At 46.0% G+C, this 23,336-nt stretch carries 19 protein-coding genes; 2 read left to right on the top strand and 17 right to left on the bottom strand.

Going from position 1 to position 23,336, the window contains the following annotated elements:
• Positions 1 to 40: 40 nt before the first annotated feature.
• From KNQ08_RS00430 to addB, 5 genes are all read right to left on the bottom strand, one after another.
• The gene (locus KNQ08_RS00430) at positions 41 to 421 is read right to left on the bottom strand and encodes a DUF1516 family protein (RefSeq protein ID WP_214804361.1); all 381 of its coding nucleotides are present in this window, start codon (positions 419 to 421) and stop codon (positions 41 to 43) included.
• A gap of 84 nt (positions 422 to 505) precedes the next feature.
• A complete protein-coding gene (locus tag KNQ08_RS00425) occupies positions 506 to 3,049 on the bottom strand; it encodes an ATP-binding protein (RefSeq protein WP_214804359.1) in 2,544 nt (847 codons plus the stop codon).
• A complete protein-coding gene (locus KNQ08_RS00420; protein ID WP_023467390.1) occupies positions 3,030 to 3,407 on the bottom strand; it encodes a response regulator in 378 nt (125 codons plus the stop codon). Before KNQ08_RS00420 ends, KNQ08_RS00425 begins: the two co-directional genes overlap by 20 nt.
• A gap of 206 nt (positions 3,408 to 3,613) precedes the next feature.
• The gene (gene addA / locus KNQ08_RS00415) at positions 3,614 to 7,165 is read right to left on the bottom strand and encodes a helicase-exonuclease AddAB subunit AddA (RefSeq protein ID WP_214804357.1); all 3,552 of its coding nucleotides are present in this window, start codon (positions 7,163 to 7,165) and stop codon (positions 3,614 to 3,616) included.
• On the bottom strand, positions 7,162 to 10,593 hold the full coding sequence (gene addB / locus KNQ08_RS00410) for a helicase-exonuclease AddAB subunit AddB (protein WP_214768935.1): 3,432 nt from the start codon (positions 10,591 to 10,593) through the stop codon (positions 7,162 to 7,164). The genes addA and addB overlap by 4 nt, the downstream gene beginning before the upstream one ends.
• Positions 10,594 to 10,730: 137 nt before the next feature.
• Here addB and KNQ08_RS00405 point away from each other — a divergent pair, with 137 nt between their 5' ends.
• Positions 10,731 to 11,108 carry a truncated hemoglobin gene (locus tag KNQ08_RS00405; protein WP_214804355.1) on the top strand — a complete coding sequence of 126 codons (378 nt, stop codon included), beginning with the start codon at positions 10,731 to 10,733 and terminating at the stop codon, positions 11,106 to 11,108.
• Between the two features lie 60 nt (positions 11,109 to 11,168).
• Positions 11,169 to 11,510: a hypothetical protein gene (locus KNQ08_RS00400; RefSeq protein WP_023467386.1), complete on the top strand. Its 342-nt coding sequence runs from the start codon at positions 11,169 to 11,171 to the stop codon at positions 11,508 to 11,510.
• 43 nt (positions 11,511 to 11,553) lie between these two features.
• On the opposite strand, the gene KNQ08_RS00395 is transcribed toward KNQ08_RS00400, so the two are convergent.
• From KNQ08_RS00395 to glpK, 12 genes are all read right to left on the bottom strand, one after another.
• A complete protein-coding gene (locus tag KNQ08_RS00395; protein ID WP_023467385.1) occupies positions 11,554 to 11,961 on the bottom strand; it encodes a hypothetical protein in 408 nt (135 codons plus the stop codon).
• Between the two features lie 95 nt (positions 11,962 to 12,056).
• The gene (locus KNQ08_RS00390; RefSeq protein ID WP_029340962.1) at positions 12,057 to 12,530 is read right to left on the bottom strand and encodes a competence protein ComK; all 474 of its coding nucleotides are present in this window, start codon (positions 12,528 to 12,530) and stop codon (positions 12,057 to 12,059) included.
• A gap of 110 nt (positions 12,531 to 12,640) precedes the next feature.
• Positions 12,641 to 14,023 (bottom strand): HAMP domain-containing sensor histidine kinase, encoded by a 1,383-nt coding sequence (locus KNQ08_RS00385; protein WP_214724378.1) that lies wholly within the window; start codon positions 14,021 to 14,023, stop codon positions 12,641 to 12,643.
• Complete coding sequence (locus KNQ08_RS00380) at positions 14,020 to 14,682, bottom strand: response regulator transcription factor (protein ID WP_023467381.1); 663 nt, start codon at positions 14,680 to 14,682, stop codon at positions 14,020 to 14,022. Before KNQ08_RS00380 ends, KNQ08_RS00385 begins: the two co-directional genes overlap by 4 nt.
• Before the next feature lie 134 nt (positions 14,683 to 14,816).
• Entirely contained in the window at positions 14,817 to 14,972 is a 156-nt protein-coding gene (locus KNQ08_RS00375; protein WP_167507527.1) for a hypothetical protein, read from the bottom strand.
• Between the two features lie 96 nt (positions 14,973 to 15,068).
• Positions 15,069 to 15,503: a methylglyoxal synthase gene (mgsA, locus tag KNQ08_RS00370; RefSeq protein ID WP_029340960.1), complete on the bottom strand. Its 435-nt coding sequence runs from the start codon at positions 15,501 to 15,503 to the stop codon at positions 15,069 to 15,071.
• Positions 15,504 to 15,570: 67 nt separating this feature from the next.
• Positions 15,571 to 17,118: a fatty acid--CoA ligase family protein gene (locus KNQ08_RS00365; protein ID WP_214804353.1), complete on the bottom strand. Its 1,548-nt coding sequence runs from the start codon at positions 17,116 to 17,118 to the stop codon at positions 15,571 to 15,573.
• Positions 17,119 to 17,241: 123 nt separating this feature from the next.
• The gene (locus KNQ08_RS00360; protein WP_064300368.1) at positions 17,242 to 18,129 is read right to left on the bottom strand and encodes an SDR family oxidoreductase; all 888 of its coding nucleotides are present in this window, start codon (positions 18,127 to 18,129) and stop codon (positions 17,242 to 17,244) included.
• 50 nt (positions 18,130 to 18,179) lie between these two features.
• The gene (gene lplA, locus KNQ08_RS00355) at positions 18,180 to 19,169 is read right to left on the bottom strand and encodes a lipoate--protein ligase (RefSeq protein WP_023467375.1); all 990 of its coding nucleotides are present in this window, start codon (positions 19,167 to 19,169) and stop codon (positions 18,180 to 18,182) included.
• A gap of 39 nt (positions 19,170 to 19,208) precedes the next feature.
• A complete protein-coding gene (locus KNQ08_RS00350; RefSeq protein ID WP_064300369.1) occupies positions 19,209 to 19,889 on the bottom strand; it encodes a DsbA family oxidoreductase in 681 nt (226 codons plus the stop codon).
• Between the two features lie 146 nt (positions 19,890 to 20,035).
• Positions 20,036 to 21,691, bottom strand: coding sequence for a glycerol-3-phosphate dehydrogenase/oxidase (locus tag KNQ08_RS00345; protein ID WP_023467373.1), 1,656 nt, complete (start codon positions 21,689 to 21,691; stop codon positions 20,036 to 20,038).
• A 134-nt stretch (positions 21,692 to 21,825) separates the two neighbouring features.
• Entirely contained in the window at positions 21,826 to 23,316 is a 1,491-nt protein-coding gene (gene glpK / locus KNQ08_RS00340; protein ID WP_050677155.1) for a glycerol kinase GlpK, read from the bottom strand.
• Positions 23,317 to 23,336: the final 20 nt, after the last annotated feature.

Here is a 23,336-nt window from a genome sequence, read left to right as displayed (position 1 = left end):
ACCTATGAGGTCGAAAAGGACTCTTTGATCCCGCATGAACTTAGAAGAATTTCATACCGTATGGGAGTGAATAGCCTAGGAATACTGTCACAAGGACAAGCACGATGAATCCGATGACGAAACCGGAATAAGCTTTTCCTTTTTTAAGTCGAACAAGTGTCAACTCTCCGAAGATGAGCGACAATAAGCCGAGTGTAATCTTCGCATGGTAGAGTGGGTCTGGATTTTCAGACATCCCCATGATTTTGATGTACAGATAAAGACCTGTCGCGAATGTCAATAAAAGCAACAGACGGAACGCCATATGAATCCCTTTTGCAGCTTTTTTGTTGTTCTTGTACATCGAAAAAGCGACGAAGAACGTAACCAATAAAAGTACCCAAAGTAAGACGTGTGTGTGAACGAATGCTGTGATTGTCATTTCATTTCCTCCTTTCTTTTCCTATTTCATCGTATCTGATTTCAGGACGAACACCTAGTGTTATTTTGTTGATATATGGTTTTTTCAGGAGATCGTCACATGTGTAGACTGGACAAGTGGAAATTTGACGGTAAAAAGACTACCTTCCTTCACGACTGACTCGACATGAATTTCTCCACCATGACCCGTGACGATTTCCTTACAGATAGCTAGTCCTAGACCAGTCCCACCAATTTTTCGACTATCCGAGTTATCGACGCGATAGAACTTTTCGAATAGACGACTCAGCGATTGTTCTGGAATCCCGATTCCCTCATCTCGAACTTGAAGAATGACTTGATCAAGTGATGTCATGAGTACGACATCGATCGCACCACCAGATGGTGAATATTTCACCGCATTATTCAATAAATTATTGAGCAACTGTCTGATTTTTTCTTCGTCTGCTTCAATGACAGGCAACTGATTTCCCTCGTGACGGAACGTAATCCGATGAGCCTGTGTCGAAGCCGCATAAAATTGTGTCGTTTCTTCAGCAATCGTATAGATGTTCACGGATGCTTTTTTATACGATTGTGTGCCCGACTCCATGCGCTGGACATCTAAGAAATCATTGACGAGATTCGCAAGACGTTCCGTTTCGGAATGGATCGTCCGCAAATATCGATCTTGGCGCGACTCTTCGATGTCTCGGTTGAGCATGAGTTCTGTAAATCCGTAAATCGAAGAGAGTGGCGTCCGAAGTTCATGAGAGACGGTTGAAACGAGTTCTGATTTCAAACGATCCATTTCAGTCTCTTTCGTTACATCACGCATGACGAGCATCGTTCCTTTATGTACGTGATGGATATGGATCACCTCGACATAAAATTGAATGAATACCGTTTCGTTTCGAATCGAGAACTGTAAACTATCGGTCGGTAATTCTCCACGCAGAACTGAATCAACATAACGGCTAAAGACTTCTGGTTCGTCGACGACGGATCGAATGACTTCTAAGCACGTTTGCAATGTCTCCTGTTCAGTCTGAACACCATAACGTAATTCCGGGAATAAATCGTATAATGGTCGATTGACGAAGACCTCTTCTTTACCCGGTTCAAGATAGATGACCGCCTCTCGAATCGAATCGAGAATCCGCTCTGTCTTCGTTTTCTCTTTCGTCATCTCGTCAAACAACCGCATCCGTAAAAGCGATAGCGATAATTGACGGGAGAAGGACATGACATCACGCATCTGTTCGTTCGTAAACTGATCGCGATAACGGACAAGGTAGATATACGCGATGATGTCACCAGACGTCGGTTCAAGAATCGGTACAGCTGTTTCGTACATATAGTACGGGTACGGCAGTGGATGATTGCTTGCGACTTGTTTAGAAGAATGAACAGGTGACTTTAGTGACTCAGCTCGTTTTAAGAGAGACGCATCGTTTTGAAGCAGCTGTTCTGCCAATTCATCCGTCATTCCATACGTAACGACAGAATAACTATCTTCTTCATCAACAAATACTAATGCACCAATCTCAGAATCTGTGATCGTGACGAGCTTCTCAATGATTTCTGGATAAGCAGTCAACGACTCACGTGCCGCGAGCGTTTCTGTCAAATCATTCCGATACTGCAAATGTTGCTCATTCCGCATCGTCAGCTCTAATGCTTCTTCGAGTTCTTCTTGCTGTGCTTGCAATTCTTCCTGCTGTGCTTGTAATTCTTCCTGTTGCGCCTGTAATTCTTCATTTTTCGCTAATAAATGCTGCTTGTTCTCGGAAATCGAACTTGCCATCTGATTGAAGGATAACGCCAGGATTCCGATTTCATCTTTACGATTCGGTACTTTGACGCTCGAAACATCTTCACCGTTCGCAAGCCGTTGACTGTTCTTGACGAGAGATAATAATTCCATCGTGATGCGGCGAATAAACGGATAAATAAAGAAAATCAAGACGGCAAGTAAGACGACGATATTCGCTAACCAAATCAGCTGTGTCGTCCGGATTTCCCGTTCCAGTTGGTCGCTCGTCCGTTGTGCCCAATCCTCCAAAAATTCACGATAACCGCCGAGTGCTAGCTCGCTCTTATTGATTTCCGAAAGTACATCAATGTTTCCTTGAGCATCTAATTGAATCTTACCTTCAGCTAATAATTGCTGACCAAGTGGCAGTTCAGCAAGTGTTGTTCCTTTTAAGAAGGATTCCGTGACATCTCCAGATTCTTTCGCTTGGACATAGGATTGAATAAGCGGCAAAATCGCATCGAAATAATAACCATACAATTCTCTCGAGGACTGGGCGAATGCCTTTCCTTGATCATAAATCGCATTTTTTTCGAACCATTCTGTCTGCTGATCAATCTTATCTTGTTGAGCCATGACTTGATTGTATAGATCACCATTCCCCATCAAGGCATAACCGCGCATGTTGAACTGGACATCCTGCCACTCTTCCCATAAAGCACCCGCACGTGCACTCCGGTCACGGATATCTTCTAATTTCGCCCGAGTCGCCTGCAGTTTCGTATCGGTGTAGTTGTAGACGATCAATGATGAAATCATCAATGTAGCTAATACGACATAAAAGGAGGCCATGAGTTGGCGCCCGAGTTTTCGATTAATCCACTTGGTGATCACTCAGTATTCCTCCCACGACATCAATCAGTTCTAACGGACTAAATGGCTTCGAGAAAAAGTAATTTGCACCAATTTCTTCTGCTCGTTCGCGGTCTGATTGTTGACTTTTAGCCGTCAACATCATGATTTTTAAGTGTTGCTTATCTGGATGTTGTCGGACTTTCTCGATGACTTCAATCCCTGTCATTCCAGGCATCATGTAATCGAGTAAAACGAGATCATACTCAGCGTTCATGATTTTTTGATACGCTTCGTCACCGTCCGTCGCTTCGTCGATCGTATATCCTTCATCTTCTAGTGTATCGAGTACTAACATTCGTAAGACATCTTCGTCTTCTGCTAATAAAATACGTGCCATCTATTAAAACCTCCCAAAATTATCCATCACCAAAGTAACATATCTTCTTTATTTTACACAGTTCTTTCACAATAAGAAACGGAAATCACTTTAGAAACTGATTTTATCTCCTTATTCCTCATCCCTCTTTCGACCCATACTAAAACCTCCCTCATCTCTACCTGAAGTAGGAGGACGAGGAAGGTCTCGATCGTATCAAAATTAAATTAAACTAAATCAATCGTTTCTTCTAAAGCAAACGCATAGATGACCTTGCGTGAAATTTGAATATGAAGAATCGCTTCTAACGCTTCTTGATACAGATTCAACTGAGTTGCGTACCGATCCCGTAACACATCAGCAGCTGTCTGTCCGACTTCCGCCGTAACGATTTGATCCGATTTATAATCGAGCAAGATATAGGACTCTCCATCCTGAATCAAACAATCGACGATTCCTTGCATGACTGCGTCATCCACTGGACCTGTCCAGTCTTTCCGGAAACGCGATGCCCCAATCTTATATGTGAATGGCAACTCTCGATAGACGTGGTTCGTCCGTAATCGTTCGCTGAACAATTGTCCGATTTCAGAGTCGAGGAATCCTTGTAACTGTGTTGTCGCTTCCCGCATCGTCGTCGCTTCAATCGGCGTAATGCGTTCCGTTGCTTCCCACTGATCAATTTGTTGCGAAATCGGTTCGTCCGGTTCATATAATTGCATCGCTAAGTGTAAGACCGTTCCTCGTTCCGCTCCACTTAAAACAGGTCCTAGGAATTGTGGCGTACGGTAATACGTCGTCTGGCGATATGTCGTTTCGAATGCTGCACGCTCCAGTTGCTCCGCCCGCTTCAGTTCCGTGACGGTCTGTTTTGCTGCCGTCTCTGTCGCAAGCGCATGCGGATACTGATACGAAAATGCCGCTTCGACGATTTCTTTGACTTGTGAATTAACCGGCACATCGATTTTTTCAAGCTTCTGAACATGTTCGAGTTGCTCCACGAGTGTTGAGATTTCTTGATACGGTGCTAACTCCTCTAACGACATCACACGAATCGACCAATCCGTCTCATCCGGACGTAGTAAACTACTGCGTAAGACTGCCGGAACGACCCATTCCGCGTAACTCTTCGCTTGGCGTCGATCATTTTCAGGTAGTAAGACTTCATCTGGTGGCGTCATCTGCCAGGTCGCCAGTTGAGCCTCTAAATCCTTGACTGTCCCGACGAGAATCAGCTTTTCCTTCGCTCGAGTCATCGCAACATACAAGACGCGCATCTCTTCTGCCTTCATCTCTCGATCCATTTCCCGGCGGATGACTTCTTTTAAGAGTGTCCCAGATCGCAAACGACGAATCGGATCAATCGCATCTAGGGCAATGCCATACGTCTTATGCAACTGAATCGCCTGCATTTGATCCTGTTTGTTGAATTGCTTCGTCAATTGGCTGACGATCGTCACGGGGAACTCGAGTCCCTTTGATTGGTGGATCGTCATGATGCGAACGACGTCCTCGTCTTCTCCAAGCGAACGGGCTTCTGCGAAGTCTTCTCCTCGTTCAATTAATCGATTGATTAGACGAAGGAAACGATAGAGGCCACGATAACCGGACGTCTCATATTGCTTCGCTCGCTCATATAAAGCGTTCAAGTTGGCTTGACGACTTTTGCCTCCGGCGAGACAGCCGACGTATTCAAAATAGCCGGTCTGATCAAAGAGCGATCGAATGAAGGCAGGTAGGGCACTCCCACGTGCTTCAGTTCGCCATGATTGAATCTGACGGATGATTTCATCCATTCGAATTCCGAGTGATGATTCCTCTGCCGCCATTGCTAGTGCTGCCTCATAAAAGCTTCCTTCTTTTTGTTTTGCTCGAATCCGTCCTAAATCTCGATCCGTCACCCCAAAAATCGGCGATCGTAACAGACTCGCGAATGGAATGTCTTGAAGCGGATTATCGATCGTCTTGAGCAATGCCATCATGATTTGAATTTCCGTCGCTTGGAAGTATCCGCCTGTCGTATCCGCATAGACCGGAATCTCATACTGTTCGAGCACTTCGACAAGCGCTTGGACACGCTTACCACGCGACCGTGCTAAGACGACGATGTCGCGGTATTCACAGGTCCGGAATCGGTTGGCTTTCGCATCATAGATTAAATGTGGATGTTTCGAATCAACGAGTTCTAAAATTCGCGTTGCAATCGCTCGTGCTTCAACCTCTTCCTTTTCACTATCAAGTGGATCAATCAAAAGTAATTCAGGTGCCACTTGCTCCGATTCGAGATAACTCAGATTCCCGAGTCGAAGGTGAGCGGCTTCATCGTAATCAATCTCCCCGACCGTCTCATCCATTACTTGGCGGAAAATTTGATTCGTTCCATCCAGCACTTCAAGACGACTCCGGAAGTTTTTTGTTAAATCGATCCGTGTTCCCACATCGGTCTGTTGGAATCGTTTGAATTTTTCAAGGAACAGTCCTGGCTCTGCATGGCGAAATTTATAGATGGATTGTTTGACGTCACCGACCATGAAGAGATTTCCTGTTGCCTCATCTGTTTTCGAGACCAATTGGATGATACGTTCCTGAACCTCGTTCGTATCTTGATATTCGTCGACGAGTACTTCGACGAAACGTTCCTTCAGAAGTTTTGCCACGTCTGACGGTTGTCCTTCGTCCGTCAAGATCTCTAATGCAAAATGTTCAAGATCCGAAAAATCGACGATACCACGTTGTTGTTTCGCTTCGAGATAATCGCTTGCAAATTGACGTACGAGTGTCACGATCGTCTCCACGTGTCGAAGCTGCGACCGCAAGTCCTCCAAGTAATCAACACCAGTCTTTTGGACGAACAGCTCTTTCATTTTCTTGAATTCCGCTACGAGTCGCGTCCGCTCTGCTTGAAACGGTTTGATTCCTTCATCCCCGCGTGGACTCTTCCAGCGACCGAACTCTACTGCTTGAAAAGCAAGCGCAACCATCGACCAGTGGCGTGCCGACGTCTCAAGCGAGGTAAAAGGAGCAATGTCCTGACGCATCATCTGTCCCATTTCCGTATAACCAGACTGCTCCAGCTCAAAAGCAAGTTCTCGGTAACGTCCTAATAAATTCGAGAGACTTTCCCACTCTAATTCGACTAGTCGTTGCATGAGTGGAGAATCATCCGGGTCAATTGGCTGATCGTACTGACTGATTAAATGTGCATAAAAAGCTTCCGGATCCGGTAAGGAACGGGAAAACCGATAGAGATTCGAAATCAGTGTCAGCATCGCTTGATCATCCCGATCTGACGTATAACTATCAATCAAATCATAGAATCCCGGGTCCTCAGAAGCATAAAAGGACTCAAAGACCGCTTCTAAGACATCGTCTTGCAATAACAGTAATTCAGATTCATCGGCAATTCGAAACGCAGGATCTAGACCAATCCGGTAATAATTCTCGCGCAGAATCGACAAACAGAACGAATGAATCGTTGTAATTTGTGCCCGGTTCATTAATTGACGCTGTTTTTTCAAATACAAATCATCCGGTGCCTCTTTGATGCGCTGGTCCATCACCTCAATGACCCGCGTCTTCATCTCACGTGCTGCCGCATTCGTAAAGGTAGCGACGAGAATCCGATCAGCCGACAACTCATCTTCGGGATCAATCAATCGTTGCGTCAGCCGTTCAACGAGGACCGCTGTCTTCCCTGATCCCGCTGCCGCTGAGACGAGGATATGTCCACCTCTAGCTGAAATGGCTTGTTGTTGTTCTTCCGTCCAACGCACGCTCATTCTTCTTCCTCCTTCAACCGTTCCAGTACCTCTTTTTCAGACATCGGTTTTAATGGGCGATACTGATTCCCAAGCGATTCATCGAACTGACAGACTGAACGATACTCACAAAAACTACACGGTGTCCGTTCCTGATAATCGAATGGATTGATGGCGATATCCCCATCATAGATATCTTGACTGCTGTCTTTTAATGCCTCCCATGCATGATCCATCAGCGCTGATAAATCTTCCTCTTGTACGACACCTTTCGTCTGCGTCTTATGCAGTCCGTTTTTTGTGAATGTCACTTTGACGAGCGGTGATTTTTTTCGTTCATCGTACGCAATATGATCCATCGCTCGTAGTACCTCGTCATTCTCGAGAATGACGCCTTGCATTTGATAGGACTCGAGTAACAGTTGGTTGCGCTCTTCTTCGTCAGCCGATAAATCGCCCCGTAACATCGGGTTTTTGACGTGGAAATATAACGCACCAGCTGGTTTTGCCTGCTGTTGATAGAGCAGCTCCGATTGCTCCACGACCGTCTTCAAATACAACAACATCTGAATCGCAAGCCCATAATAGATTTCCGCAAAATCAAGTCCTCGAGCACTTGATTTATAATCAATGATTCGAACGTATAGCTGATCACCAATCGTCGCCTGATCAATCCGGTCGATGCGACCCGTGAATTCAATTTCTGTTCCATCCGGTAACGTAAAGCGTAATGGCGGGAACGTCGCATTCCCAAAACTGATTTCAAATAAGTCAGGTTCAAAATCTGTTCGTTTTGCTTGTTCCACAAGCATTTTAGCTGTTTGTTCGACGACATCCGTCAATTTTTTCTTGATATACCCGAACCGACTCGAACTCATCAAGATCGCATTCTGAATTTCCGGTGTCACCTTTTCGACAGCTTCCTTCGCAAGTGTTCCGCACGTCTCGCCGTCGATCTCTCGCCAGTGTCGTCCAGAAGCTTTAATACTGAGCGACAGATCATTTAATGCGCCGTGGAACAGATTCCCGATGTCCGGTGCTTCAAATTTATACAGCTTCCGCTCGCGTAAACGAAGTCCGTATCGAGCAAAATGCTTATACGAGCAGGCGTTATAGGTCTCAAAACGCGAAACGCTCGCTTGCAGTGAATCACCATATAGACGATGCGCCAAACCTTCCGGCAAGGCTTCCGCTTGATTTTGATAGAACAAGGCACTCGAGAATAACCCCATCCGTTCACGTCCCTGTCCGTTTTCGAGAAGCGTATTGTACACTTCGAACCAAATCGGCTGAATCGGATAACGTCGTTGCAAACGGCGCAGCTCGATCGCCGTCGCTGCTGCCGCGCGATCTGGACTCGTTACGAAATCAAGTTGTTCTTGCGGTGCGTGTTCCCCAGCTTCCGCAAAGTGTGTTTTGATCGGACGATCGAGCAACAATTGTCGCTTTAATTGTTTTGTGATCGCTGCCGGCTGAAGCGCCTTACCTTCTTCATCGACAAGTGCGTAACTGACATACAAGGCTTCACTTGGAGCCATCATCCCTTGATACAGGTAAAACAGCTCATCATCAAACACATCAAGAGACGCTTTTCCAACCGGAATACCATGCTCATGTAAAAAGTCATGATCATTTTCGGACAGTAACTTTGATTGATCTTGAACGAACGGAATCAGACCATCATTCGCTCCGAGTAAAAAGACGACTTTTACTCGTTGTAATCGTCCACGGACATAGTCCGTCGCGATGACTTGATCGAGCGATGGCGGAACAAGTGCAAAACGAAGGCTCTCAAGTCCTGTCTCGACCATCTGGACGAACAAATCCGTTGATAAGGTATGCTCAGGCGCAGCAGCTTCTAGCTGCTCGAATAGATGAAGTATCGCTTCATATACTTGATCATGCTCGCGCGCAACAAGTAATTGATCCTGCTCTAGTGCTTGCTTACGCCATTCCATTAAACGTTCTGCAATTTTTTGTTCTTCAAGGAATTGATAAAGACCTTTCGTATACGCGCTCATCGTCTTCGCCTGTTTCAGCCGACGGTGCAACGGTTCAATCAAGTCGACGACGAATGTTCGTAAATGGTTCAGTTCTTCTTCTTGCGCAAGCTCCTCTTCCGTTAAGCGAACTTCCTCTGCTAGGCGCCGCTTTAATTGCCACGGTTGTTGCCACATCGACCCTTTGATGCCGCGTTCGAGCACGAAGGTCTCAAAACGATCGAGCGCTAGACGCGCATCTTCTGCGGGAATCGGCAAGAGCTCCGTCTTCAGTAAACGAAAGACCGTTTCTTCCCGATAACCCGACGTTACGATGTCTAAAGCAGATTGAATCAAGTCAACGAGTGGATGATGAACCATCGACTCACGTTGATCCAAGAAATATGGAACATCATACATGTGGAAGGCTCGTTCCAAGTGATCCGCATACGGCTCAAGATGTCGCACGACGAATGCCATCTCATGAAACCGATACCCTTTTTGTCGAACGAGTTGAATCGCTTTCCGCACGGCTGATTCTGCTTCAACTTGACGGTTAACTGCAGCTGTCATCTGAAAGCCCTCAATGTCATGATCGACAGGAGGATATCCCGGCTTCAACAAGGCCTGCTCCAAATGTCGTAGCCCTTCTGATTGAAACTTGATTGGTTGATCATACAAAATTTCTTCATATGGAATCGACAGTTCCTGCATCTGACCGATCAATTGCATGTAGCACCGCTGAGACACACCAAAAGAAGTTTGTTTCGCATAAGGATCCGTTGCATCCATCGTAAAACTAATATGCATTTCAGCCACTTGTTGCATCAAGGCGAGTAAAACTTGTTGTTCCTGGAGCGAAAATTCATAAAATCCGTCGACGATGATCGTCGCTTGATCCAGTCGCGCTTTTGGAAGTAATTCGAGCAACGTCGTATAGTAATCGTCTGCATGGAGTGCTTTATCGACAATTCGTTCCGTAAAGCGCTCATAAATCAACGCAAGGTCGTTTAATTTCGGTGACCGTTCGAGAGAGCGATCACTCACTTGACGCAACATGTCTGGCTCAATCAACGAGCGTTTAAACGACGCGATGAGCTCATCAAGTCCTTGGAAAAATCCTGGCATGTTTTTAGTTCGTTTAAAAATCTTCAGTTCGTCTTCTGATTCCTCGACGACCTGTCGCAGTAATAGCTGTGTCCCCGTCTCATCGAGAAATGGAATCGCTTGATTCCCGTAATCGCGTAAGATATGAAACGCAAAGCGCCGTAGACTCATGACCTCAAGACGAACAAGACCTGCTATCCGTTCATCTGTCGCAATCCGCCGCTCCATTTCAAATGACATTTGATCCGGAACGATGAAATACATCTTCTCCCCTAATGGTCGTTGCTCGAGTTCTTGTACGACGCGCTCGATCAATTGTGTCGTTTTCCCACTACCGGCACGACCAATATGCATATGGTTCATCAAGAAAACCTCCTCCTCGTTTTTCTTTACTCTTAGTATCTCACAAACAAGAACAAATGTACTGTTTTTGGCGCATGTCTTCTAAGTATAAATTTGCTATAATCAGGACACATCCTATGTAAGGCAGGTGATGCTCCTTGTCACTTTACGAAACCGTCGGAGGCGAGCATGTACTCACATCCTTGGTTCGCTCGTTCTATCATCAAGTCTACCATGATTCACTATTGCGACCGTTGTTCCCTGACGATCGACAACGTGTCGAACAGGCACAACTCGTCTTCTTGACCCAATTGACAGGAGGACCGCGCGACCCGGATCAACCGCCGGCGAGTTTGGCGATGATTCACCGGTTATTACCGATTCAAAAAGAACATGCCATCCGTTGGTTGGAACTGATGGAAGTAGCTTCTCTTGAGACAATTCCAAATGAAGAAGCACGACTCCAACTACTCGATCGATTACGAATTGGCGCGATGAATGTACTACGCGTTTGTGAAGCACACCAGATGGACTGAGGGATTTTTCTTTCTCATCTGTCCATTTCCATGTAAAATAATAATTGGAGGCGATAAAACATGACGGAAGAACAAGAACAACGACCTGAACTCGTAAAGAATGCGATCGAGCAAGCAGAAGCATCGACGAACGAGGATGACACGCTCGAGGAAGAGCAAACCGAAGAACAAAAAAAATTGGATCACATCAAAGGTCTCGTAACCCTTGAACGCGGATCTGATTACTATCGTGTCGTTTTTTATGACGACCATAAACACTTGATTTTCAAGGAACTCGATTACGACCGTGTCGACTTCGTAGGTCGTTTCTACAATGATAGCTTTGATCCGACAAACTTGACGGAACTAGAAGAAATCGCAGAAAAAGCACTCTCGACTTCTTTACGAAAACGATTCTTGTAATGTATGAAATAAGCCGTCCTCCGATTGGAGAACGGCTTATTTTTTATTGATCAGATTGTTTTTTCTTCCGACGAAGGACGTAAGCAAGAACGCCACCTGCGACAGCGATCCCTGTTGCCGCCAAGATCGGTAATAAGACCTTTTTGTTGGATGCTAGTTTTTGTTTGACTTGCTCAAGGCGGGACTCATTCGTCTCTTTCAAGGCGATGGATGTCCGACGGTTCATCGTGACGTGTTTCGCAGCATCCGTCACGACGATGCGTTTCGTGACCCAACGGCGATTTCCAGCATCATCGACGACCAATTGTCGCGCCCGTTTAATTCCTTTGATTCGTTTACCCGGTGTATTTTCCGGACGCACGATGCGGGAACTGATAAAGCGTCTGCCTCCAGTCGCACCAAATCCAGGCTGTAATTTTCGGCGATTTAACCATTCGTATGATTCATTCATCGTGTCGCGGTAAAAGTTACCGCTTCACCTCCCTATGATTTCTCTCTACTGTTTCTCCTTACGTAAGTAAGATTCCTGTTATGTGTTTCCACTTTTCACCGATTCTTAAACTCCGGCAACTGAAAACGACGTTGCATTTCATACGCCAATTCCAGTGTTTTAATCCGTTGTCGTTCGATGCTATACGCAGATGCATCCGTATCGATGCATTGACCCGTCTGAAATTCGACTTGTACTTTGCCGGATTTTTTCTGAACAGTCTTCATCTGTTTGAAATTAATCCAAATACATTCCGCCTTTTCTTTTGCGGTCGTCGGAAAGAAAATCGTTTGTGCTTGCCAATCCACTAAAACAGGGGTCTTTCGGTTCGGACCAAGAATATGCCGCGCTGCTTCGATTCTTCCACGCATGGACGAACCAAAATACAAACAGGATTCTTCAATCAACTTAATGGGATGACCATCTAAAATACTTTCAGAATGTTCCTTGATGACGAGTGTCTGCGGTTCACCGTATTGACCGTATCGCGGGATCAAGGCTAACGTTTCTTCCGTGATTGGGTATGACATCTCCTTCGCTCCCTTCCTGGATTATATTGGTTATATCAAACTTCCTTTTGCCTTGCATGAACGGAACGATTATTTCCTAACGAAAAAAACGAGATCCAAAGATCCCGTTTTTAAAATTCTTTTGGTTTTTTTTCCTCTTGCTCAATAAAATGACGTGGGAAATTAAAAATCACACAAACTTTTCCAACTCCATTTCCCGCAGAACGGTTTTCGATTGCGACCGTTCCATCGTGACGCTCAACGATCCGTTTGACGATATAGAGACCAAGCCCAAACTTTCCTTCCTTGCCACGTGAGAATTGATGGAACAGTGGCGAGGAGGCGTCAAGCGGTGGTCCGTCATTTTCGATTTCGATATGCACCTGATCCGCTGTTCCGGACAATCGGATATCGATTCGTGTTTCGGCATAACGAATCGCATTGTCCATGACATTTTCGAGCGCAACACGTAACTGCTCTCCTTCACCAAGAACGATTCCCGCTTCTCCACTGACATGCCAGTCAAGTGATTTCGTCCCAGAAAAGCGATTTTTCAACAGATGCACCATCCGGTCGATGTCAACATTGTCCCATGTCGAACGATCGAGCTCGAAATAGTCGAGCTTCGTGACATAAAGTAGAGCTGCGACTTTTTTCTCCAACCGCTCCGCTTCTTCATCAATGACGGATACGGATCCGGTCAAATCACCATCCGGATAAATCCCGTCTGAGATGGATTGAGCATAACTTCGGATGACCATGATCGGTGTCTTCAAATCATGGGAGATGTTTTGAAGTAATGATTTTTGTGCCTTATCTTGTTTTTCAAGATCCATCCGCATCGCATCAACGGATCGTGCGAGTCGTCCGATTTCATCCCCGCGATCAAGTGGAAGTGGTGTATCCCATTTCTGAGCCGCGATCTTCCCGACCGCTCCCTCGATTTCGACGAGTGGTTGTGTCAACCGTCGCGCTAACCAAAACGCAATGAATAGCGTAAAGATACTTCCAATGATGACGACGAATCCGATTTTCGAGAATAACTGCGTAATCAGTTCTTGTCGATACGCATCCCAAACATAAGAGACACGATAGTACGTTTCACCACTATCCTCGATTTTCCGAATACTGTAGTATACATCTTCTTTATCAAGACGCGTCGTATACTTTGCCGTAACTGTTTTTTGATCAATCGCATCACGGTACATCTGATTGATCAGCTGTTGTGGTGCTCCACCGTAATAGAGCTTTCCGTTTTTAGAAAGGAGTAAGATATTAACAGAACGGGACTCCTGTTTTCGGCGGTCAAATTCAATCGGATTATCCTGAAGCATCTCGATGACGGAGGCGTCCTTCGAGAAGAAGACTTCGCTATTCTCAAGTGTCGCATAGACCTGTTCATCGATGAAATTTCCGATCGATGACCGAATGACCAGGAGAATGACCGCAGAAAGCGTGACGATGACGAGCAGAAACATCGCCCAAATCTGGAATCCGAGACTGCGGTTTTTCATGCAGACACCAAGCGATAACCGATCCCGTAAATCGTTTCGAGCTCGAGTTTCGATAATTTTTTACGGACGCGACGAACGAGATCATCGACGACTCGGTCCGAACCGAAATAATCGTCACCCCAGACGCTGACGAGAATCTGCTCGCGTGACATCGGCGTCCCGATTTGTGTGGCGAATAAAATCAACAAATCGTACTCTTTCGACGTCAAATCGATTTCTTGACCATTCTCTTCGATGATTCGTTTCTCTGGATAAATCATATAATCACCGTATTGGATGACACCACTCTTTGGTGTCGCATACGTTCGTGCCAAAATCTTTTTGACGCGGATGACGAGTTCTCGCGGAAGGAACGGTTTTGCGATGTAATCGTCCGATCCCATCTCAAGACCGATGATTTTATCGATGTCCTCATCACGAGCCGAGATGAAGATGACAGGTGTCGTCTCATCATGTGCCTTGATCCGCTTAATCAATTGAAAACCATCCATATCCGGTAGCATGATGTCTAAAATCCATAAGTCAGGCTTTTCAACGATGGCAGAGGCTGCTGCCTCACCAGACGTAAACGATTTCACCTGCCATCCTTCTTGCTCCAAATATTTCACGAGTACACGATTCAAGTTCACTTCATCATCAACTAAATAGATTGTATGCATGGCTCTCACTCCTCGACTAATGTGCTTTGTTTCAGTGTATCAAAGGAATTCCGCAAAATTATGGGAGAGTGGATAATAATTCAAAAAAACCTTTCTTTTCAAAAGAAAAGAAAGGCGAAGTCGTAAATTTTCTATTATTTGACGAGACGGAGCGCTGGATACGCTACTTGCTCGTTCTTTGAAGTCACAGTTGTTGCCTGTTGACGACGTTCCATTTTTACGACGTGCGTCAAGAATCCAACGCCGCCTCCTAGCAATACCGTTACACCCGTCATTAATAGAATCTCCATTTTCTTCGCCACCTTTTCCATCGCAATTGATAATCAGTATCATCCTCAAACTGACTATAGCATGCTCAATCGAAAATGAGAAGCGTTCTCATGAAATTAATCGTCTAAAAACTTTTTTTGTTCCAGTTCATGACGCTTTCGGATGATTTCCTTCCAATCGAATTGTCCTTGTTCGAGTCCATTGATTAAAATTTCAGCAGTTCCGACATTCGTCGCAAGCGGCAGATCGTACACGTCACACAATCGAATGAGTGCGGAGACGTCCGGCTCATGCGGTTGTGCCGTCAGTGGATCCCGTAAAAAAATCACGATATCGATTTTCCCTTGTGCCACGAGGGCGCCGATTTCTTGATCCCCACCGAGTGGTCCAGATTTACAACGATGGACATGCAAGTCTGTTGCTTCCATGATCCGTTGTCCAGTCGTTCCTGTCGCGTATAACGTATTTTTCTTAAAGAATGCGGCGTAAGCCCGTGTAAAGCCCATCATCTCATCTTTCTTTTCATCATGTGCGATCAATGCAATATTCATTCGTATCCCCTCCTTCTGGTCTATGCACAGAAAAAGAACTTCAGAAACCTGAAGTTCTTGATTCCACTCATGAGTTCGTCGGTTGTTTCTTCAACACGGTCCGTAAAATCTTTCCGGTCGTGTTACGAGGCAATTGCTCGATGAATTCAATCTGTGTCGGACATTTATATTTCGCGAGTGATGTAGCACAGAATGCCTGCGTTTCCTCTTCCGTCATCGTCTCACGAGCAACAACGAATGCTTTGACGGCTTCGCCCATCTCCTCATCCGGTATACCGATGACGGCGGCTTCAATGACGTTCGGATGTTGGTAGAGGACTTCTTCGACTTCACGCGGGTAGACGTTGTACCCACCGACGATGATCATATCTTTTTTGCGATCGACGATATAGAAATACCCGTCTTCATCTCGACGAGCCAAATCACCCGTATATAACCAGCCATCGCGTAACGTCGCTTGCGACTCTTCCGGCATCTTGTAATAACCGGTCATGACGTTTGGTCCCCGAACGATCAATTCTCCGACTTGACCATCTGGTAATTCTTGTCCGAGTTCATCGACGACTTTGTTTTCGACATCGACGATCGATGTTCCAATCGAGCCTGGTTTTTGAACACCATTGACCGGATTGAAACAAGTGACGGGTGATGCTTCCGATAAACCATATCCTTCGAGGATATGACATTGGAATGTTCGATCAAATGCTTCAAGAAGCGGCACTGGAAGACTCGCTCCCCCTGAGACGAACAAACGTGTTGATTCAAAATAGGTCGCATATTCCGGATGAGCCTTCACGGTTTGCAGTAAAAAATTATACATCGTCGGTACACCCGCAAAAATCGTCACCTGTTCTTTTTTCGCTAACTCAAACGTCTCTTGTGGTGAAAAACGTGAAGCAATGATGATTGACGCTCCATGTGCGAGTGACGCATTGACGACGACCGTCAAACAAAAGACATGGAACATCGGTAATACGGCAAGTGTCCGGTCGTTACTGGATACATGTAGATAATCCCCAATCGAGCGCGCATTCGACGTCAGATTACGGTGGGATAACATCGCACCTTTTGGTTTTCCTGTCGTTCCACTCGTATAGAGAATGACAGCGATGTCGTCCAGTTCATTCGTCACTTCGGTCAAGGGATGTTCGATTTCGAGCCAGCGATCGAGCGTGATGAACGTCACTTGTTGATGTGTTTCGTTTGGTCCTTCTTGATCCGCGTAAGGAACAGAGACGACAATCTTAAGATTCGGTAAATGCACGAGACGATCTTTTGCAGCTTCGACGAGCGGTGCAATCCCTAAAATCCCCTTCACATCACCGTTCATCAGGATATACCCGATTTCATCCGGTGTGTATGTAGGGTTGATCGGAATCGCGATTGCCCCTTGTTTCATGATGGCGTAATATGCCACTAGGAATGCTGGGCTATTCCCTAAAATCAGCGCGACATGATCGCCTTTTCGGATCCCGTTCGCTTCAAGCGCACCGGCTGCCCGGTGAAACTTCTCGACAAACTCACGATAGCTGACTTGCGTGTCCTCAAACACATATGCCGTTGAATCCGGATGTGTTCGAGCAGTTTCTTCGACGGATTGAATCAATCCAAGCATGAGCAAAATTCCCCTTTCGAATGAATGACTATTCATTTTTTACGTAAAAAAATCCATACGTAGTCAAAAGCGACCGTATGGATAGTGTAACACTTTTTGGAAACGTTTTCACAGAGTTTCTTTTTAACCGTTGACAATGACGCCACCATTCAAGTGAAGGACTTGTCCTGTCATATAACTTGAATCGTTACACGCGAGGAAAACATATGCCGATGCCATCTCAGCCGGCTGCCCTGGGCGATCCATCGGTGTATTTTTCCCGAATGTCTTGACTGATTCATGCGGGAACGTTTCCGTGATGAGCGGTGTCCAGATTGGACCCGGTGCGACGGCATTGACACGAATTCCTTCCTTCGCTAAGTTCATCGAAAGACTCCGCGTGAAGCTGACGATTGCGCCCTTCGTCGCAGAATAGTCAATCAAAAGCGCGTTCCCTTCGTATGCCGTTGAAGATGTCGTATTGATGATGGCAGAACCGAGTGAAAGGTGCGGTAAGGCAGCACGGGCAAGACGCATCATTCCGAAGATATTCGTCTTGAACGTCTTTTCCATCGACTCGTCTGTAATATCCTTCAGACTATCTTCTGGTTTTTGCATACTCGCATTGTTGACGATGATATCTAAGCGACCGAAACGATCGATTGTTTTTTGGACCAGTGTTTCACAGTAATCCGCATCTCCGATATCTCCTTTAGAAAGTAGGACTTCGCCTCCTAATTCCTCAAGGCGTGCCTTTGTTTCTTCTGCCCCTTCTTGATCACCGTAGAAGGCGATGACAACTTTCGCTCCTTCTCGGACATAAGCAATTGAGACAGCACGCCCGATTCCAGAGTTGCCGCCCGTGACGATCGCGACTTTCCCCTCTAATTTTCCTGCTGCCTTATAATCATCACGCTCATAATATGGTAACGGCTGTTCATCCTCCGTTTTTGGTAACTGTTCTGAAATCCGTTCGAAATCAATAAAGTCCGTCAACGAACCTTCTAAAAAATTATCTTTATTATAGCCCATGAAAAAAACTCCCCCTATGCAGTTGATAGAAGGAGTTTTCCCATAAAGACTTACGCTAAAACGTCTAGCACCTCATCTAGTTCGACGGCACCGAAATATTTTTTCAATTCGTACCGACCGAGCACTTCGCGAAGTGACGCGCGATCATAGCGCGAACCTTCGAGCGCCCGTGCGATTTCTTCTGCATCCTCGACGCCAAAGAAGTCACCGTAAATCTTCGCTTCTTCGATGATGCCTTTTTTGACGTTTAATCGGAAGTCAATCGTACCGATTGGGAAACGTTTTTTATGAATGACGTCGAATTTCGGCGATTTCCCGAAATTCCACTCCCAGTTGCCATAACGTTCTGCCGAGATGGCACGTACTTTATCCCAGTCCTCTTCGGTTAAGATATACCGTTCAATCTCTTTCCCTTCATAGATCGAAGCAAGGAGATGATCGACGAATTGTTCCATCGTCAATGGTTCTGACAGGAATTCCGAGATATTCGCGACACGACTCCGGACTGATTTAATGCCTTTAGAGCGCATCTTCTCTTCACTGACGACAAGCGCATTGACGACTTCTTCGATGTTCGAATCGAGCATCAGTGTACCGTGACTAAACATCCGCCCTTTAGTCGTGAACTGAGCATTCCCACTGATTTTCCGACTTCCGACATGAATATCGTTTCGTCCAGATAACTCCGCTTCGACACCGAGTTTATGCAGCGCTTGTACGACTGGCTCCGTGAACTTTTTATAGTTGTTGAACGAATCACCGTCATCTTTTGTCAAGAAACTGAAGTTCAAGTTTCCTTCGTCATGATACACCGCGCCACCACCTGAAAGACGACGGACGACGTGGATGCCGTTTTCTTCGACATATTTCAAATTGACTTCTTCATTCGTGTTCTGGTTTTTTCCGACGATGATCGACGGACCATTGATATAAAACAAGAAATAGTCTTCTTCATTAACGTTCAGGTTGTTCAAGATGAATTCTTCGACAGCGAGATTGATTCGCGCATCGCGAATCTCAGGATGGAAGATGAATTTCATAAGGGTTTCGTGCTCCTTTGTGATGGAATCATAATGTGATCAGTTACAGCCGTCAACACCACACGCGTCACCTTCAGCGATGACTTCAAGTGTTTGTTCTTGGCGCATCTTCGCGAAGACTTGTTCGAAGGCTTCCACTGGTTGTGCGCCAGAAATGGCATATTTCCGGTCAAAGACGAAGAACGGTACACCACGGACACCCAGTTGTTGTGCCATCGCTTCTTCTTCTCGAACATCTGTCGCCAGTTCTTCTGACGCAAGAAACGCTTTGACATCTGCCTCAGCAAGTCCAGCATCTACTGCGATCCGTGTCAGAATAGCTCGGTCATTCAGATCTTCTCCATTCATGAAGTACGCTGTGAACAAGGCTTCTGATACTGCATTCATCTTACCATGTTTTTTAGCGAATTGAGTCAGACGATGAGCCTCAAATGTATTGGCTGGGATGACACGATCCATCTCGTAGTGCAAGCCTTCCTGACGTGCCGTATCAACGACACCTTGCGACATATTCCGTGCTTGCTCGAGAGTCGTTCCATATTTTGAAGCAAGAATTTCGTATAATCCTTGCGTCGGTACTGCTGGTGCATCTGGATCGAGTTCAAAGCTCTTGAATTCGACCTCGACATCTAACTTTTCGTTCGCAATTGCTTGTTCTAAACGACGCTTCCCAATATAACAAAACGGACATGCGTAATCCGACCATACTTCTACTTTCATCTGTGTTCTCTCCTTTTGTGCAATTTCATACATTAAGCATAGTCGCCTCTAGAAAGAGTTGCAATCTTTCCGCCCGCGTCAATACGAATATGTAAAAAAAGAAATCAAGATCATATTGATCTTGATTCCTTGATGAGTTAGAGAGCTTATTCTGTCACGAGTGCATGTGCTGCATCTTCGATCTCGATATCGAGTTCTTTCGTATAAGCATCTGTTTGTTCTGCTGTCCAGTTCAAGACAGATTTCATCTCTTCGATGACGGCATCTTTATGAGCACGAGCCCAAGCGATATCGAAGAAGACAGCACCTGTACGGCGGATGAAGAAGTCGATCGGACGAGCGACCATTTCATGTTCGATGCTGTAGTGGAGTTGTGCATAGACAGAACGTGGAAGAGCTGTCGTTGCTGCATCGAATGCTGCTGCGTATTCCAGTACTTTCGGTAAGTTCGAACCGTAGCGTTTTGCTAGGAATTGAACTTCTTCTGTCGTTAGACCGTTCGTTGCTGTTTGAGCTTTTAGGAATTCAGCAAATCCTTTTGCTCCGCCGACGTGTCCACCAGACATTGGCATGTTTTTCGTCGAGCAACGTGCGTACGCGACGTTTTCTTCTTTTTTCAAGAGTTTAGCGACGAGATCAACGACGTGCTCACCCATTTTACGGTATCCAGTCAATTTCCCACCCGCAATCGTGATGAGACCTGACTCAGACTGCCATACTTCATCTTTACGAGAGATTTCAGAAGGATCTTTTCCTTCTTCATAAATCAATGGACGTACACCAGCCCAGCTTGATTCCACGTCTTCCGCTGTCACTTTAACCTCTGGGAACATATAGTGAATCGCGTCTAGGACGTAGTCTTGGTCTTCGACTGTGAACTTCGGATGTGCAGTATCTTTATCGAAGAACGTATCTGTCGTACCAACGTACGCTTTTCCATCACGTGGAATCGCGAAAATCATCCGACCGTCTGGTGTATCGAAGTAGACCGCTTGTTTGAGTGGGAATTTCGATTGATCGATGACGACGTGGACCCCTTTTGTCAAACGAAGTTGTTTCCCGACTTTAGAGCCATCTTTTTCACGTAATTCATCGACCCATGGACCTGTCGCGTTGACGACTTTTTTCGCACGGATTTCATGTACGTCACCTGTCAAGAGGTCCGTCACACGCATGCCGACGACTTTTCCAGCATCGTAGATGATTTCTTCCGCTTTTGTATAGTTGACGACGCGTGCACCGTGTTCAACCGCTTCTTTCATGACTTCGATTGTTAGACGGGCGTCATCTGTGCGGTACTCAACGTAGTAACCGCCACCTTTAAGACCTTGTTGTTTGACGAGTGGTTCTTTCGCTAATGTTTCTTTCGCAGATAACATCGTCCGCCATTCCGAACGTTTAACACCTGCTAAGAAGTCATAAACACGAAGACCGATTGACGTACTGAACGGTCCGAACGTACCGCCTTTATGCATCGGAAGCAACATCCACTCTGGTGTCGTGACGTGTGGTCCGTTTTCGTAAACGATCGCACGTTCTTTACCGACTTCAGCGACCATCTGAACTTCGAATTGTTTTAAATAACGTAGACCACCATGGACTAATTTTGTTGAACGACTAGACGTACCGGACGCGAAATCCTGCATTTCGACGAGGCCAATCTTCATACCGCGTGACGCTGCATCGAGGGCGATCCCCGCACCTGTGATACCGCCACCTACGACGAGTAGATCGAGTTCTTCACGTGTTAATCGATTATAGACATCTGCACGGTTTTTGCTTGAAAATGGTTGGTTAGCCATGAATAGTTCCTCCTGTTTAGGTTCGAAAAAAAAAGAGACCACAACAAACACGCTGACTATGTCAACTGCTGCTGTGGTCTCTCCATATTCTCCGACCGATTTATTAACTTGACCTTACTATAACATACCTCACATCATTTGAACAACATCGTAGCTTGAACAGCTTTTTGCCATCCACCGTAGAGCGCATCCGTCTCTTCTTTCGCCATACTCGGCTCGAAACGACGTTCTTTTTTCCATTGCGTCGCAATCTGTTCACGGTTCTCAAAGAATCCAACAGCAAGACCTGCGAGGTACGCTGCACCTAACGCCGTCGTTTCATTGATTTCCGGACGCTCAACTGGCGCTTGGATGATGTCACCTTGGAACTGCATCAAGAAGTCGTTTTTAACTGCTCCACCATCGACACGGAGCGTTTTCATCTCGATGCCTGAATCTTGCTCCATCGCAGATAGGACGTCGCGTGTCTGATAAGCGAGTGATTCAAGTGTCGCGCGGATGAAATGTTCTTTTTCCGTACCACGTGTCAAACCGAAGACGGCACCACGAACGTCTGAATCCCAGTAAGGTGTACCAAGACCAACGAATGCTGGTACGACGTAGACACCGTCTGAAGACGTGACGCGTGTTGCGTATCCTTCTGATTCTTTGGCATCATCAATGAGACGTAAGCCGTCACGTAACCACTGAATCGCAGATCCTGCGACGAAGATACTTCCTTCTAAGGCATACTCCACTTTTCCATCGACGCCCCACGCGATCGTCGTCAGCAATCCGTGATCTGATTTCACAGCCTCTTCCCCTGTGTTCATCAGCATGAAGCAACCCGTACCGTATGTGTTTTTCGCCATTCCTGTATCAAAACATGCTTGGCCAAACAATGCGGCTTGCTGATCGCCTGCTGCTCCAGCAATTGGAACTGCTTCTCCGAAGAAGTGATACCCTGCTGTCTCTGCGTACACTTCAGAAGATGGTCGTACTTCCGGAAGCATGGCTTTCGGGACATCTAAGATGCCGAGTAACTCGTCATCCCATTTTAATTCATGAATGTTATACATCAACGTACGACTTGCATTCGAATAGTCGGTCACATGTGCTTTTCCGCCGGATAATTTCCAGATGAGCCACGTATCGATCGTACCGAACAGTAGTTCACCACGTTCAGCACGTTCCCGTGCTCCTTCGACATGATCTAAAATCCATTTGACTTTCGTACCAGAGAAATAAGCGTCAATCAATAGACCTGTCTTCTCACGGAAGAGCTCGGCATGACCGGCTGCTCGAAGCGCTTCACAGATTTCAGCCGTTTGTCTCGATTGCCACACGACTGCATTGTGAATCGGTTTCCCTGTTTCTTTTTCCCAAACGACAGCTGTTTCACGTTGATTTGTGATTCCAATACCAGCAATCTGCGACGGCTTTACGTTCGCCTCCGTCAGACAAGTCGCCACGACAGCAAGGACACTTCCCCAAATCTCGTTTGCGTTGTGTTCGACCCAACCTGGTTTCGGAAAATACTGCGTGAATTCCTGTTGCGCTGAATGGACGATCTCGCCGGCACGATTAAACAGGATCGCACGTGTACTCGTCGTTCCCTGATCCAATGACAAAATGTAGTTCTCCATCTCTTCCCCATCCTTTTGTA

Source organism: Exiguobacterium sp. s46, assembly GCF_018618875.1.
Lineage (GTDB): Bacteria > Bacillota > Bacilli > Exiguobacteriales > Exiguobacteriaceae > Exiguobacterium_A > Exiguobacterium_A abrahamii.
The sequence above is the reverse complement of the archived record's forward strand: the minus strand, read 5'-3'. Positions and strand labels throughout refer to the sequence as shown.